General features: G+C 68.5%; 14 protein-coding genes and 1 tRNA gene. 10 read left to right on the forward strand and 5 right to left on the reverse strand.

Features of this window, described 5'->3' with window-relative positions; translation table 11 throughout:
• The 5 genes from FQ137_RS12960 to FQ137_RS12980 are packed head-to-tail and all read left to right on the forward strand — an operon-like array spanning position 1 to position 3275.
• Positions 1 to 471, forward strand: coding sequence for a thioesterase family protein (locus FQ137_RS12960; RefSeq protein ID WP_149293029.1), 471 nt, complete (start codon positions 1 to 3; stop codon positions 469 to 471).
• Entirely contained in the window at positions 468 to 926 is a 459-nt protein-coding gene (locus FQ137_RS12965) for a thioesterase family protein (protein ID WP_149293030.1), read from the forward strand. Before FQ137_RS12960 ends, FQ137_RS12965 begins: the two co-directional genes overlap by 4 nt.
• Complete coding sequence (locus FQ137_RS12970) at positions 923 to 1408, forward strand: thioesterase family protein (protein ID WP_149293031.1); 486 nt, start codon at positions 923 to 925, stop codon at positions 1406 to 1408. Before FQ137_RS12965 ends, FQ137_RS12970 begins: the two co-directional genes overlap by 4 nt.
• Positions 1405 to 2088: a hypothetical protein gene (locus tag FQ137_RS12975; RefSeq protein WP_255584302.1), complete on the forward strand. Its 684-nt coding sequence runs from the start codon at positions 1405 to 1407 to the stop codon at positions 2086 to 2088. The genes FQ137_RS12970 and FQ137_RS12975 overlap by 4 nt, the downstream gene beginning before the upstream one ends.
• The gene (locus FQ137_RS12980) at positions 2085 to 3275 is read left to right on the forward strand and encodes a site-specific DNA-methyltransferase (RefSeq protein ID WP_149293032.1); all 1191 of its coding nucleotides are present in this window, start codon (positions 2085 to 2087) and stop codon (positions 3273 to 3275) included. Before FQ137_RS12975 ends, FQ137_RS12980 begins: the two co-directional genes overlap by 4 nt.
• Here the strand turns inward: FQ137_RS12980 and FQ137_RS12985 are convergent.
• From FQ137_RS12985 to FQ137_RS12995, 3 genes are read right to left on the reverse strand one after another with little or no spacing between them, the layout of a single operon-like run.
• Positions 3262 to 4005 carry an SDR family NAD(P)-dependent oxidoreductase gene (locus tag FQ137_RS12985; protein WP_149293033.1) on the reverse strand — a complete coding sequence of 248 codons (744 nt, stop codon included), beginning with the start codon at positions 4003 to 4005 and terminating at the stop codon, positions 3262 to 3264. The two genes, FQ137_RS12980 and FQ137_RS12985, sit on opposite strands and share 14 nt — an antisense overlap.
• Before the next feature lie 12 nt (positions 4006 to 4017).
• Positions 4018 to 5580, reverse strand: coding sequence for a glycoside hydrolase family 13 protein (locus FQ137_RS12990; RefSeq protein WP_149293034.1), 1563 nt, complete (start codon positions 5578 to 5580; stop codon positions 4018 to 4020).
• Between the two features lie 35 nt (positions 5581 to 5615).
• A complete protein-coding gene (locus FQ137_RS12995; protein WP_149293035.1) occupies positions 5616 to 6011 on the reverse strand; it encodes a globin in 396 nt (131 codons plus the stop codon).
• A gap of 277 nt (positions 6012 to 6288) precedes the next feature.
• On the opposite strand from FQ137_RS12995, the gene FQ137_RS13000 reads away from it, so the two are divergent.
• Positions 6289 to 6900: an HNH endonuclease gene (locus FQ137_RS13000; protein ID WP_149293036.1), complete on the forward strand. Its 612-nt coding sequence runs from the start codon at positions 6289 to 6291 to the stop codon at positions 6898 to 6900.
• A gap of 29 nt (positions 6901 to 6929) precedes the next feature.
• Here FQ137_RS13000 and pepN read toward each other — a convergent pair whose 3' ends face one another.
• On the reverse strand, positions 6930 to 9533 hold the full coding sequence (gene pepN, locus FQ137_RS13005; RefSeq protein ID WP_149293037.1) for an aminopeptidase N: 2604 nt from the start codon (positions 9531 to 9533) through the stop codon (positions 6930 to 6932).
• A gap of 110 nt (positions 9534 to 9643) precedes the next feature.
• Between pepN and FQ137_RS13010 the strand changes: the two genes are divergently transcribed.
• The 4 genes from FQ137_RS13010 to FQ137_RS13025 all read left to right on the forward strand — a co-directional run bounded on the left by FQ137_RS13010 (position 9644) and on the right by FQ137_RS13025 (position 12974).
• Positions 9644 to 10270, forward strand: coding sequence for a DsbA family protein (locus FQ137_RS13010; RefSeq protein ID WP_149293038.1), 627 nt, complete (start codon positions 9644 to 9646; stop codon positions 10268 to 10270).
• 35 nt (positions 10271 to 10305) lie between these two features.
• The gene (gene lhgO / locus FQ137_RS13015) at positions 10306 to 11574 is read left to right on the forward strand and encodes an L-2-hydroxyglutarate oxidase (protein ID WP_255584312.1); all 1269 of its coding nucleotides are present in this window, start codon (positions 10306 to 10308) and stop codon (positions 11572 to 11574) included.
• A gap of 70 nt (positions 11575 to 11644) precedes the next feature.
• Positions 11645 to 12118 (forward strand): ribose-5-phosphate isomerase, encoded by a 474-nt coding sequence (locus FQ137_RS13020; protein WP_149293039.1) that lies wholly within the window; start codon positions 11645 to 11647, stop codon positions 12116 to 12118.
• A gap of 22 nt (positions 12119 to 12140) precedes the next feature.
• Positions 12141 to 12974 (forward strand): Fpg/Nei family DNA glycosylase, encoded by an 834-nt coding sequence (locus tag FQ137_RS13025; RefSeq protein ID WP_149293040.1) that lies wholly within the window; start codon positions 12141 to 12143, stop codon positions 12972 to 12974.
• A gap of 52 nt (positions 12975 to 13026) precedes the next feature.
• Here FQ137_RS13025 and FQ137_RS13030 read toward each other — a convergent pair.
• Positions 13027 to 13100: transfer RNA gene (locus FQ137_RS13030), tRNA-Gly, on the reverse strand.
• Between the last annotated feature and the right edge of the window lie 194 nt (positions 13101 to 13294).

Below are 13294 nucleotides of genomic sequence, written 5' to 3' on the forward strand. Positions count from 1 at the left end.
ATGGCCACACCGATCACACAGGGCGCTGATACCCCGACCGGGGACCTCACCTCGGCGGGGGCCGTGCACCGGGTCCGGATCCCGTTGCGAATTTCCGACTTCGTGGGCATGCACGTCAACAACGTGCGGTTCCAGGAGTTCTCGCAGGACGCCCGGTTGATGTGGTTCCGCGAGAAGTTCGGTGTGCCGGGCTCGCGGGTGCCGATAGCGCTCGCGCGGTGGATGGAAATCGACTTCCGCCGCACGATCGGCATGGGCGTGTCCGAGGTGTGGGTGGACGTGCAGATTCTGCGGGTGGGCCGCACCTCGTTCACGATGCGGACCTCCATCGGCTCCGAGTCGACCGGTACCGAACCGTGCGCGGTGGTCGACACGGTGTTGGTCGTCACGGCCGAAGACGAAATCACGACAATGGAGATCACCCCCGAGGAGCGGACCGCGCTGCTCGGGGACCGGGAGGAGGCGGGATGACGCAACGGGATGGCGCGGACGCCGGGACGTTCCGCTGCACACTGCAGGTGCGGTGGGCGGACTTCGACCAACTCGGCCACGTCAATAACATCAAGTATCTCGAGTACGCGCAGGAGGCTCGGATCCTCTTCGTCCGCAGCCGGTTCGGTCCGTTCGGGCTGGGCAACCTTCCGCAGGTCGTGCGACGGACCGAGATCGACCACCTGCGGCCCATCCTGCGTGATTCCACCTCGGTGGACGTAGAGATCGAGGTGGAACACGTCGGCACAACCTCGTATCAGATCCGCCAGACCATCCTCGACTCGGCGGGCGAGATCTGCTGCACCCTGCGGGTCGTCATGGTCGCCTATGACACGTCCACATCCGCCGCCGTGGAGATCCCCACCGGGGTGCGCAACGTGTTGGAGGCGGCTCAACAACTCGCGGCGATCACCGACCAGGGGCCCTCCAGGTGACCGACCAGCTCGTCTACGAGACCGGCGGTCCTCTGGGCGTGTCGGGGGAGCCGGGACGACGAGTATTCACCGCGGCGATGCCGGTGCGATGGTCGGACCAGGACCTCTACCACCATGTTAATCACGCCCGGATGATCACCCTGATCGAGGAGGCGCGGATTCCGTGGCTCTTCGAAGAGGGCAGGCCCACCACGACGCTCACCGCCGGTGCGGTGATGACCGACCTGTCGGTGAAGTACCGGGGTCAGGTCAAGCACGCTGACGGCCCGATCCGAGTGCGGATGTGGTGCGAGAAGGTCGGCGGTGCGATGTTCGTGGCCCGTCACGAGGTCCGTACCCGTACCACCCCCGACTCGGCGCCACCGGCGGTCGACTGCACGGCGACCGTCGCCGCATTCGACCTGGCCACACAGCGCCCCCGTCGGTTTACGCGAGCCGAGCGGGACTACCTGTTGGAGTTCCGGCACGAGGATCCGGCGTGACAGCACCGGGACCGGACGCCGGAATGATCCGCGTCCCCAGCCCCGCCGACCGCGACGATCTGCGCACCCTGTTGCGGCGCCTCCTTCGCCTGGACGAGGCCGCCGTGGTGCGGCTGACCTCCGGCGGTGACGGGCGGATGCGTGTGTGGGCCCGGACCCCCTTCGGGGCGCTGGTAGTCCGTGGACTCGGCGGCGACTGCCCCGGAGGTGACGTGGTGGCCGGTGCCGATCACCTGCTCACCGAACTCGACGTCCTGCCGCGCGGTGACGGTGATGGGCTGATCGATCCGGGTATGCCGCTCCTGTCGGCATGGCAGGGTCTGCTGCCGCCGTCCGACGGATTCCACCTCGTCGAGGATGTGCCGGCCCAGGTACTACTTGACCTCACCCAGTCTGGCCGGGAGGCCGCCCGAGAGAACGCCGGCCCTGCCGGCTTGCCACCGTCACTGCTCGACCAGGTCGCACTGACTGTTCGCGCGGACACCGCCAAATCCGTGGGAGTGGACATGCGGACGGTGTTCTCTGTGGTGATGTGCGGGTTCGTACCGGAGAAGGCTGGCCGAGCCCCGGAGAGCGAGCCGGTCCGGGTGAGCGAACGCGGCGCCTGGCTCCGCCTGGACGCCCGCTACGGCACGGTGTTCCGTCGGACCGATTCCCTCACCCTCGAACCACTGCGGTGAACTCTCCCGACTTCTCGGTGTCGTGGCCCGGACGAGGCCGCGCCGGGATTCCGGGGGCGGATGGGCCAACCCCCCGGATCGAGGCGCTCTTCACCGGTGACCCGCACCGAGTCGACGGGGCGGTGTTGATCGGCGACGGCGCACGAATCGCGGAAGCCCACGATGAACTCGCCGCACACGGACTCTCTCCGTCCGGCACCGCCCAGCTCGTTTACCTCGATCCGCCTTACAACCGCGGGGGGCGGTTCGACGCCTATCACGACAACATGCCGCGCCACGAGTGGCTCGACTACATCGAAACCCGACTCGTGGTGGCCCGCGACATGCTCGCCGAGACTGGCACCATCTGGGTGCACCTCGACGACGCCGAGGCCCACCGCGTGCGCTGCCTGCTCGACGAGGTGTTCGGCGTCGACGCGTTCATCGCCGACCTCACGGTCGAGAGCAATCCCAAGGGCCGGCAGCTCGACCGGTACTTCGCGGGATCCCACGACCGTCTGATGGTGTACGCGCGCAACCCCAGGCACGTGCGCCTCGCGGGCGGGGTCGCCTCGGCGGTGGACCCCGCTGACTTCCCGCACCGGGACAAGGACGGTGTCATGTTCCGGCTGTTGCCACTGCGCAACACCAACAAGCGCTTCAACCCGCGGACCACACCCACCATGACGTACCCGCTCTACGGCGATCCGGGCACCGGCGTGGTGTCGGTGGAGCCGGAACCGGGACTGGTAGAGATCCTGCCGGTCTTCGGCGATCTCACCCCGGCGGTGTGGCGATGGTCGCGTGAGCGGGCCCGGGAACGTGTTGGAGACCTGGTGTGTCGAACTGTCCGGGGCCGTTCGGGTCCACGGGTGGACATCTACCAACGGGACAGGTTCGAGGCGGGGCGGATCAAGAAGCTCAAGACCATCTGGCTGTCCCAAGAGGTCGGCTCCACCGATACCGCGCGGGCCGAACTGAGGGCGGTCGGGGTCGACGGGTTCCGCACCCCCAAGCCGGAGGCGCTGATGCGCCGGATCGTGGAACTGGCGTCCGGACCCGGCGAACTGATCGTGGACCTGTTCGCCGGGTCCGGGACCACTGCGGTCGCGGCCCGCGAACTGGGCCGGCGGTGGGTGGTGGTCGAGCGCAATTCCGACACGGTCCGCGAGGTCCTGCTGCCGAGGTTGCGGGCTAGCGGAGCATGATCCCGCCGCCGTCGACCATCATCGTCTGCCCGGTCATGTAGGACGCGTCGGCGCTGGCGAGGAAGACCGCGACCCGGCCGATGTCGGATTCGGGGTCGCCGAAACGGCGCATCGGGTTGCCGGCCAGCAACTTCTTCTCGATGCCCGGGTTCGCGTCGATGTACGCCTCCACGCCCTCGGTGAGCGCGAGGGGGGAGATGACGTTGACGTTGATCCCGTCGCTGGCCCACTCGTTGGCGGCCACTCGGCTGATCGCCCGGATCGCCTCCTTCGCGGCCGCGTACGACGCCTGGGTGGGGTGGCCGTTGATGCCGGCGCCCGACGCGAAGTTGATCACCGAGCCGTCCCGCTCGGACAGGTGCGGGTGAGCGGCCTTCATCAACCAGAAGGTGGGGTAGAAGCCGGTGCTGAAAGACAGATCCATCATGTCGCCGGTGGTCTCGAGCAGCGGTGCCTGTCGAGATGCGTGGGCATTGTTGACCAAGATGTCCAGGTGCCCGAATGATTCGACGGCGGCTGCGACGATCTTGGTCGCGTTGGCCTCGACCGAGATGTCCGAGTGGAGGTAGCGCACCTTGTCGCCGAGTTCGTCGGCCAGCGCGGCCCCAGCCTCGTCGTTGATGTCCACCACGAGGACGTTGGCGCCTTCCTTGACGAACGCACGGGTGATGCCGCGGCCGATTCCGCCGGCGCCGCCGGTGACAATCGCGGTTTTGTCGGTCAGTCGCAAGTCGACATCCTTCTAGGAGGGGTGGTGGAGCCACACAGCGGTGTCCGGGGGCAGGCATCTCCCGTCGAGCGGGCCCGAGGCGAGAAGGACCTCGCCGTCAGGCAGTCGGACGAGCCGACGGGATGTATTGATCATGCACAGGATTGCGCTACCGTTTCGCCGAAACGCAAGATTTCCGTCACCGTCCAGGTCGTTGTCCCAGGCGATCGCCTGGCTGTCGGCGGCTGGCCATGACCGCCTGATCTCGATCGCCGCCCGGTACAGCGACAGCGTGGAGACGGGGTCTTCCCGCTGGGCGGCGACGGTAAGCCGTGACCATCCATCGGGCATCGGCAACCACGTATCGTCCGTCGTCGAGAACCCGTACGGGGGCCGGTCGCCCTCCCACGGGATGGGAACGCGGCAGTGATCTCGACCCATCTCGGCGTGGCCGGTGCGCTCCCAGGTGGGGTCGGTCAGCAGGTCGTGGGGGATCGAGTAGTCGCTGGGCAGTCCGAGTTCGGCGCCGTTGTAGATGAATGCGATCCCCGGAAGCGCGAGTGTCACCAGCAGCATGGCCCGTGCGCGGGCGCTACCGGCGGTGCCGTTGCCGTAGCGGGTAACCTCGCGCACCACGTCGTGGTTGGACAGCGCCCACGTGGGGGCCGCGCCCGAGACCCGCGCGGCCTCGAGCGTGGAATCGATCGCCTCGCGCAGGGCGCGCGCCTCGAACGGGGCGCCGGTGAGCGCGAAGTTGAATGCGAAGTGCAGCTCGTCGGGCCGGAGGTAACGCGCGAATCGCTCGGTCGGGCCCACCCACACCTCGCCGAAGGCGGCGGCGCCCGGGTAGTCGTCGAGGACGCGGCGGATCCGTCGGTGGATGTCGTGGACGCCGGGCCGGTCCCAGCGTGTGTCGCGGGGGTCGACGACGAGCTGGGCGATCTCCACGTCGTCGGGCAGATCCGCCAGGTCATCGGGTTTGGCGAGTCCGTGGGCCACGTCGATCCGGAAGCCGTCGACTCCCAGGTCCAGCCAGAATCGCAGGGTCCGCTCGAGATCATCGGCGACCTCGGGATTCGTCCAGTCGAGATCCGGTTGTTCGGGCGCGAACAGGTGGAGGTACCACTGCCCGGGTGTGCCGTCGGGTTCGGTGATGCGGGTCCAGGCGGGACCGCCGAACACGGAGGGCCAATTGTTCGGCGGTTCGGAACCACCCTCCCCGCGGCCGTCGCGGAAGAGATAGCGCGCGCGTTCCCGGCTGCGCGGCCCCGCTGCGGCCGCGGCGGTGAACCAGGGGTGTTCGATGCTGGTGTGATTGGGCACCAGGTCCATGATGAGAACCTTCTGGGCGGCGTGCAGACGCTCCAAGAGGTCGCGCAGGGTGTCGACGTCGCCGAAGAGTGGATCCACGTCCCGCGGGTCGGACACGTCATATCCGTGATCGGCACCGGGGGAGCGCATGATCGGGGAGAACCACACCCCGTCGACGCCCAGGAAGTCCAGGTGGTCGAGGCGGTCGATCACGCCCTGCAGATCGCCGACGCCGTCACCGTCCGAGTCGGCGAACGATCGTGGATAGATCTGGTAAAGAACCATGTCCTCCCACCGGCGCGCCGCGGGGAATGAAGGTCTCACACGTTCTCCGCCGTGTTGACCATCATCGCTGCGGCGCGGGTGAGGTAGTCCACCAGCGCTGCCCGGTGCTCGTCATCCATGGTCTCGCGGTCGATTGTGTCCACCGCTGCCAGCATGTGGGTCAGCCAGGCGTCGTGGGCGGCGCGGTCGATCGCGTACGGGTTGTGCCGCATCCGCAGCCGCGGGTGCCCGCGCTGCTCGGAGTAGGTGGTGGGCCCGCCCCAGTACTGCTCGAGGAACATCCGCAGGCGATCCTCGGCCGGCCCCAGGTCCTGCTCGGGGTACATCGCGCGCAATTCGGAGTCGTCCGCCACCCGGCGGTAGAACTCGTGGACGATCTTCCGAAACGTCTCCGCTCCACCGATCTCGTCATAGAAAGTCCTGCTAGTCATGTCCTTCATCATGCCTGTGCAGTGGACCGTGGGCCCCGGGGCAGGTGGTGGAGGGGGCAGCGTCCCAGCGTGCTGGCGGTGCGACGTCGGGGATCTGCACATCGAGAACCCCGTGTCAGCTGCCCGCCGGGCAGAACGGGCCGGATTTATGGTCATCTGCTAGGCGTTAGCCGCGCGTAGCGTTCGCGGAGGGTGCATCATCGTGGCAGGCGAGGTTCACGACGAGCCCGGACACGGATGCTGCACTGGGCTCGGGACAGACGAGCGGAGACCGACCATGGAAACTGCAGTGCGCGAGAACACGGAGTACCGACAACCGGGTTCACGATCCCCCTCCAGGCTGGAGCCGGTCCCGGACCGGCACGTCCCGCTCGCGTCTGCTCCGCGCGTCCTGCTGCTCAACGCCAGCTACGAGGCGCTCTCCGCCCTGCCCGCCCGCCGCGCGGTGGTGATGCTGCTGGGAGGCAAGGCCGACGTGGTCCACGACCACCCGGTCGAGGTTCTGGTCCGCTCGGTGGACACCGCGGTTCGCGTGCCCTCGGTGATCCGGCTGCGTGAGTACGTGCGGATCCCGTACCGCTCCCAGGTCCCGATGACGCGCGCCGCTCTCATGCACCGCGACGGACACAGGTGCGGTTATTGCACGGCCAAGGCCACGACCGTGGACCACGTCATCCCACGCAGTCGCGGGGGAGCGCACAGCTGGGAGAACTGTGTGGCCTCGTGCGCGCCGTGCAATCACCGCAAGGCCGACAAGCTGCTCTCGGAGTTGGGGTGGGAGCTGCGGGTGCCGCTCTCGGCCCCACGGGGGACGACGTGGCGGCTGGTCTCCCAGCTGCGGGAGATCGGCCCGCACTGGGAGGACTACCTCTACCTCGACGCAGCGTGACCTGCCGCCCGGGCGCCCGCCCGCCCGGGTCAGCCGGCTTCGGCGGTGTCGACGGCGCGGGCCTCCAACGCGCGGACCATGTCGGCGGTCTGCTCGGAGATGATCCGTCGAAGCGCCGATGGCTGGGACTCGTCCGCTATCACCTGCTCGAAGCGCTCCACGCTCTCCCGGTCCACCGCCCACGAGGGAAACAACCCCTCGGCGACCGTCTGGGCGAGATCTCCTGGTCGTGCCGTCCACAGTGCCGTGACGTCGTCGAGATAGCGCTCACACAGACCGGTGAGCAGGTGTTCCTGGCCGGGGAGGTCGATCCCCAGGAGCGTGGCGCGCACGATTGCGTTGCTCGGAGCGTCGGCTCCGGTAGCCAGTAGCAGCTGTTCGGCCTCCTCCTTCGCCCCGACCGTGGGTCGCGCGGCACGCGCGGTGGCGGCGCGCCGGGCACCGCCGGCGGTGTCGTCGGAGGCGAGTTCAGCGTCGATGCGGTCAGTGTCCGCGGCGCCGGCGGACACGAGCGCGGTGAGCACGGTCCACCGGAGGTCGGTGTCGACGACGAGGCCGGGAAGCCCTGCCTCGTCGGCGCCCGCGTCGAGGAGTGTGGCGAGCACCCGTACCTGATCGAAACCGATCGGGCAGGCGCACAGCGCCGTGAGGAAAGCCAGCTGGTGATCGGAGCCGGCTTCGGCGTCCCGCGCCGCGGTGAGCATGGCCTCGGAGAACGTTGTCCATCCGGTGGCGGCGGCCCAGTCCGGGTCGGCATAGCGGGCCAGCGCGGTCTGCGCCTGGGTGAGCACCCGCTGCACCACTCCGATGTGCGACTCGCGCGGGGCGGCACGGGAGACGACCTCGACGAACCGGCGGGCGGGCAGCCGCGCCTCCCGCGTCATCTCCCACAGCGCGGACCAGGCCAGCGTGCGTGCCAACGGGTCCGTGATGTCCTCGAGCGAATCCAGGACGGTGGACAGCGACCGCTCGTCGAGCCGGACCGAGCAATAGGTCAGGTCTTCGTCGTTCGGCAGGATCAGGTCTGGCACGGGGTGTCCGGACAGCTCGGCGACGACCGTGCGCTCGCCGGAGACGTCGAGTTCGGCGCGAGCGGTGCGCACCAGGGCCCCCGAGTCGTCGCGGCTGTACAGGCCCACGCCGAGCCGATGGGTGCGCAGCTCTCCGGCGCCCGGCGCAGCGGGCCCCTGGATCACGGCCAGTTCCTCGATCGTGCGGGACTCCCCGCCGGTCGTGATGTCGACGGAGATCGGGTTGATCCCGGTCGTGCGGAGCCACTGGTCGGCCCAGCCCGACAGGTCTCGGCCCGAGGACTTCTCAAGTGCCGAGAGCAGGTCGTCGAATTCGGCGTTCCCGAACGCGTGCTCGGCGAAGTAGGCGCGCAGGCCAGCGAGGAACGGCTCGCGCCCCACGTAGGCCACGAGCTGCTTGAGTACGGAGGCGCCCTTGGCGTAGGTGATGCCGTCGAAGTTCGCCTCCACCGTCTCGAGGTCGGTCATATCCGCGGCCACGGGGTGGGTGGAGGGCAGCTGGTCCTGGCGGTACGCCCACGATTTTTCGACGTTGGCGAAGGTGGTCCACGCGTCGCTGTACTGGGTGGTGTCGACCTGGGCGAGCACGGAGGCGAAGGTTGCGAACGACTCGTTGAGCCACAGGTCGTCCCACCACCGCATCGTCACCAGGTTGCCGAACCACATGTGCGCCATCTCGTGCAGGATCGTCTCGTTGCGCCGCTCGTAGCGGTAGCCGGTCACCCGGGAGCGGAAAACGTAGTCCTCGAGGAACGTCACGGCGCCGGCATTCTCCATGGCCCCGGCGTTGAACTCGGGAACAAAGATCTGGTCGTATTTTCCGAACGCGTACGGCAGCCCGAACTCGCGATGGTAGAAGCCGAACCCCTCCTTGGTCTCAGCGAACAACCGGTCCGCGTCGAGGAATTCTGCCAACGACTTTCGGCACAACAAACGTAAAGGGATGGTGCCGTGCTCGTCCGTGAAGGAGTCCTCGACCACGTGGTACGGCCCGGCGATGAGGGCCACAAGGTAGGTCGACATGATCTCGGTCGGTGCGAAGTGGTGCACAACGCCACCGCCGGCGGCGGGTGACTGGTCTGCAAACGTGTTGGCCACCACGACCCACGACTCGGGCGCGGTGACGGTCAGGGTGTAGCGCGCTTTGAGATCAGGCTGATCAAAGCAGGCAAATACCCGCTTGGCGTCCGCCGTCTCGAACTGCGAGTAGAGGTAGACCTCCCCGTCGACGGGGTCGACCATGCGGTGCAGGCCCTCGCCGGTCGTCGTGTACGCCAGATCGGCGTCCACGATCAGCTCATTGGTCTGCTGCAGGTCTGACAGCGTGATGCCGTCCTCGTCGTCGTACCGTCTTTCCACGCCGGCCGGGAACAGTTTGCGGCCGTTCAGGGTCGCCGACCGGATCACCGCGGCGCGAAGGTCGATGAAGGTCTCCGCCGCCGGGCGCGAGCAGGAGAAGCGCACCACGGTGCGCGAGCGGAAGGTGCCGGACCCCGGTCCGCCGCGGCCGTCGGTGAGATCGATCTCGACGTCGTACGACTCGACTGCGAGTAGTTCCGATCGGGCGGCGGCATCGGCGCGGGTGAGGTTGAGCGAGCGCATCTGGGAGGACCTCGGTTCCTGGGGTTCGGCTACCGCACCAGTCCTACCACCCGGCGGGCCCGGTGTTCGCCGCAGTGGCGGAGGGCGTTGTGGAGGTGAAGAATGGGGCCATGACCTCAACCACCCAGTCCACCACCCGTTCCGTCGATTTTTGGTTTGACCCCCTCTGCCCCTACGCCTGGGTCACCAGCCGCTGGATCCTCGAGGTGGAGAAGGTCCGCGATATTGAGCTGAACTGGAACGTCATGAGCCTGTCCGTTCTCAACCAGGGCCGGGACCTGCCCGAGGACTACATGGAGAAGATGACTCTCGGGTGGGGCCCGGTGCGCGTGGCCATCGCCGCGGCTCAGCGCCACGGCCAGGAGGTTCTCGGCCCGCTGTATACCGAGATGGGGACCCGCATCCACGACCAGGGCCGCGGAATCGAGGATCCCACCGTCATCACCGAGGCGCTCGAGGCGGCTGGTCTGGACGCCGGCCTCGCCGCCGCAGCAGCAACCGACGAGTACGACGACGAGCTCCGCGCCTCCCACCACCGGGGCATGGACCCGGTAGGCGACGAGGTCGGAACCCCCGTTGTCCACGTCGATGGCACCGCCTTCTTCGGCCCCGTCCTGACCCGCATCCCTCGCGGTGAGGACGCCGGCAAGGTGTTCGACGGCGCTGCCCTGCTGGCCGAGTACCCCTACTTCTTCGAGCTCAAGCGCAGCCGCACCGAGGACCCGCGGTTCGACTGACTCGATCGGATGAACCGGGTCGACGAGATCGTCAGATGACCGAGAAATCGCCGCTGACCGAGAAATCACCGCAGATGCACAGTGGCGGGCGGTACGACGTCGCCGTGGTGGGCGCCGGCATCGTCGGGCTCGCCGTAGCCCGCGAGATCAGCAGGCGACGGCCCGACCTGACGGTCCTGGTGATCGACAAGGAGTCGGAGGTCGCCCGGCACCAGACCGGTCACAACTCCGGCGTGATCCACAGCGGCATCTATTACGCGCCCGGCTCACTGAAAGCCCGCCTGTGCGTCGAGGGATCGCGACTGCTGTACGAATACTGCGACGCTCACGGCATCCCCTACGAGCGCTGCGGCAAACTGATCGTCGCGCTGCACGAGCGCGAGCTGCCCGGGCTCGACGAGCTCGAGGCGCGTGGCCGCGCCAACGGGGTCACGGGACTTCGCCGGGTGACGGCTGACGAGATCCGCGAGATCGAGCCGGAGGCGCGCGGCATCGCTGCTCTGCACTCGGCCGACACCGGCATCGTCGACTACGGCGAGGTGTCCCGCGCACTGGAACGTGAGCTGCGGAGCGCGGGTGTCGACTTCGCCCTCGGACACGAGGTGGCGGCGGTCAGTCGGATCGGCGACCAGACGGTCATCGAGACCTACAGCGGCCCCTTGAGGGCGTCGCGCGCTGTGCTGTGCGCTGGGCTGTGGTCGGACCGGCTCGCAGCGTCGGCTGGCGCCCCGACCGATCCCCGCATCCTGCCGTTCCGCGGGGCCTACCTCCACGTAGCCCCAGGACAGGCACCGGTCGTGCGCGGGATGGTGTACCCGGTGCCAGACCCCGCCCTGCCCTTCCTCGGGGTACACGTGACCAAGCACATCGACGGCAGCGTCTCGCTCGGACCATCCGCCATGCTGGTGGCCGCGCGTGAGGGATACGCCCCCTTTACGGTGCGGCCCCGGGACGTCGCGGCGACGTTGACGTGGCCCGGGACCTGGAAGATGGCCCGGCGGTTCTGGCGTACCGGTATCGCGGAGCTCAGGATGGCGGCGAGCCGACGTCGATTCCTGTCGGCCTGCGCCGCCTATGTGCCCGCTGTGGCCTCGGTGAGGCTCGCCCCCGATTCCAGCAGCGGCGTCCGGGCTCAAGCCGTGGGCCGCGACGGCGCTCTCGTCGACGACTTTGTGATCTCCGAGACGCCGGGGGCCTTCCACGTCCGCAATGCTCCCTCGCCCGCGGCGACCTCGTCTCTCGCGCTGGCCAGCGAGCTCGTTGACCGGATGCGGCTGGACGAGGTCGCCGGCGGCGGGTGCTGAGGAGCTCCGCTCCCGACGGCGCCCCGGACGGCCCGCCGGCGCGAGTGAGCGACGTGGCAGAATCTGTCGCATGCGCATCTACCTGGGGGCGGACCACGCCGGCTTCGAGACCAAGAACGTCATCGCCGAGCACCTGACGGCCTCGGGCCACGAGGTGGTGGACTGCGGCGCCCACACATACGACGCCGACGACGACTACCCGGCATTCTGCATCGACGCTGCGGCCAAGGTCGTGGCTGACCCGGGAAGCCTCGGCATCGTGCTGGGCGGCTCCGGGAACGGCGAGCAGATCGCGGCCAACAAGGTCCCGGGCGCTCGCTGCGCACTGGCGTGGAGCCCCGAGACCGCGCGCCTGGCACGGGAGCACAACAACGCCCAGCTCATCGGAATCGGTGGCCGCATGCACTCCCGCGAGGAGGCGCTGGCAATCGTTGACGCATTCCTCGACCAGGAGTGGTCGGGGGCCGAGCGCCACCAGCGGCGGATCGACATCCTCGCCGAGTACGAGCGTACCCAGGTGGCTCCGCCCGTACCCGGGGCCTGAGCGCCGGTGGCCGAGTCCGTCTATGCCTGAGGGGCACACCCTCCACCGGCTGGCCCGCCTGCACACCGAGTACTTCGCAGGCGGGCTCGTCCGTGTGGCCAGCCCCCAGGGGCGGTTCGCCGACCACGTCGTCGTCGACGGACGGGGCTTCGACCATGCCTCCGCTACGGGCAAGCATCTCTTCCACCACTACGAGGGCGGACTGGCGGTCCACATCCATCTGGGGTTGTACGGGTTTTTTGACACCCACCTGGTCCCGGAGGGACAGGACCCGCCCGCCCCCGTCGGGCAGGTACGGATGCGGGTGAGCGAAGTGGTCGACGACGGGCTCACCCACGTGGTCGACCTGCGCGGGCCTACCCGGTGCGAGGTGATCGATGACATCGCTGTCGAGGAGGTCCGCGCGCGGCTGGGCCCAGACCCGCTCGGCACGGACTCCGATCCCGAGCGAGCCTGGGCGCGGATCCGGCGCAGCGCCCGCCCGATCGGCGCGCTGCTCATGGACCAGAAGGTCCTGGCCGGCGTGGGCAACGTGTACCGCGCCGAGGTGTTGTTCCGGGCGGGGCTCGATCCCTTTCGCCCAGGCGACCGGGTGCGAGAGGGGGAGTTCCTTGCGATCTGGAACGATCTCGTGGCCCTCATGGCTGTTGGCGTCGAGACCGGGGCGATCCACACGATCCGGCCCGCACATGACCACGGGGACCTCCCACGGCGGGGCGTCGACAGGCCGCGCAACTACGTCTATCAACGAGACGGATGGGCGTGCCGCGTCTGCGGGGACGACATCCGGATGCAAACGTTGGAGGCGCGCAGACTCTTCTGGTGTCCCACCTGTCAGGCGCCCGGAAATGACTAACGGGGCGCCCACGGTCGAGGGCGCCCCGATGGACAGTGCCCGCGTCGGGCTGTGGAGCGGGTGACGGGAATCGAACCCGCGTAGCCTGCTTGGAAGGCAGGGGCTTTACCATTAAGCTACACCCGCATCAGCGAGCTGACCTGGGGTTTCTGCCCGGGTCTCACTCGCGCCAGAACTACACTACCGGACCGTGGCAACGCCCCCAAACCCCGGTCCGAGAAGTCGGAATCGGCGCGGAGATGGGCCTGTCGTACACTGGGCGAGTTGGTGTGGCGGCCCGGCAGATGTCCTGTGCACGATCGCGGGATGGTCGGCCGCGT

Origin of the sequence: Dietzia sp. ANT_WB102 (assembly GCF_008369165.1) — a bacterium.
Lineage (GTDB): Bacteria > Actinomycetota > Actinomycetes > Mycobacteriales > Mycobacteriaceae > Dietzia.

Bases quoted from the DNA above. Each gene is read 5' to 3' on its own strand.
- FQ137_RS13020 (WP_149293039.1), top strand. From the start codon at position 11,645: ATGCGCATCTACCTGGGGGCGGACCACGCCGGCTTCGAGACCAAGAAC.
- FQ137_RS12990 (WP_149293034.1), bottom strand. From the start codon at position 5,580: ATGGTTCTTTACCAGATCTATCCACGATCGTTCGCCGACTCGGACGGT.
- FQ137_RS12960 (WP_149293029.1), top strand. From the start codon at position 1: ATGGCCACACCGATCACACAGGGCGCTGATACCCCGACCGGGGACCTC.
- FQ137_RS13010 (WP_149293038.1), top strand. From the start codon at position 9,644: ATGACCTCAACCACCCAGTCCACCACCCGTTCCGTCGATTTTTGGTTT.
- FQ137_RS12965 (WP_149293030.1), top strand. From the start codon at position 468: ATGACGCAACGGGATGGCGCGGACGCCGGGACGTTCCGCTGCACACTG.
- lhgO (WP_255584312.1), top strand. From the start codon at position 10,306: ATGACCGAGAAATCGCCGCTGACCGAGAAATCACCGCAGATGCACAGT.
- FQ137_RS13025 (WP_149293040.1), top strand. From the start codon at position 12,141: ATGCCTGAGGGGCACACCCTCCACCGGCTGGCCCGCCTGCACACCGAG.
- FQ137_RS13000 (WP_149293036.1), top strand. From the start codon at position 6,289: ATGGAAACTGCAGTGCGCGAGAACACGGAGTACCGACAACCGGGTTCA.
- FQ137_RS12995 (WP_149293035.1), bottom strand. From the start codon at position 6,011: ATGACTAGCAGGACTTTCTATGACGAGATCGGTGGAGCGGAGACGTTT.
- pepN (WP_149293037.1), bottom strand. From the start codon at position 9,533: ATGCGCTCGCTCAACCTCACCCGCGCCGATGCCGCCGCCCGATCGGAA.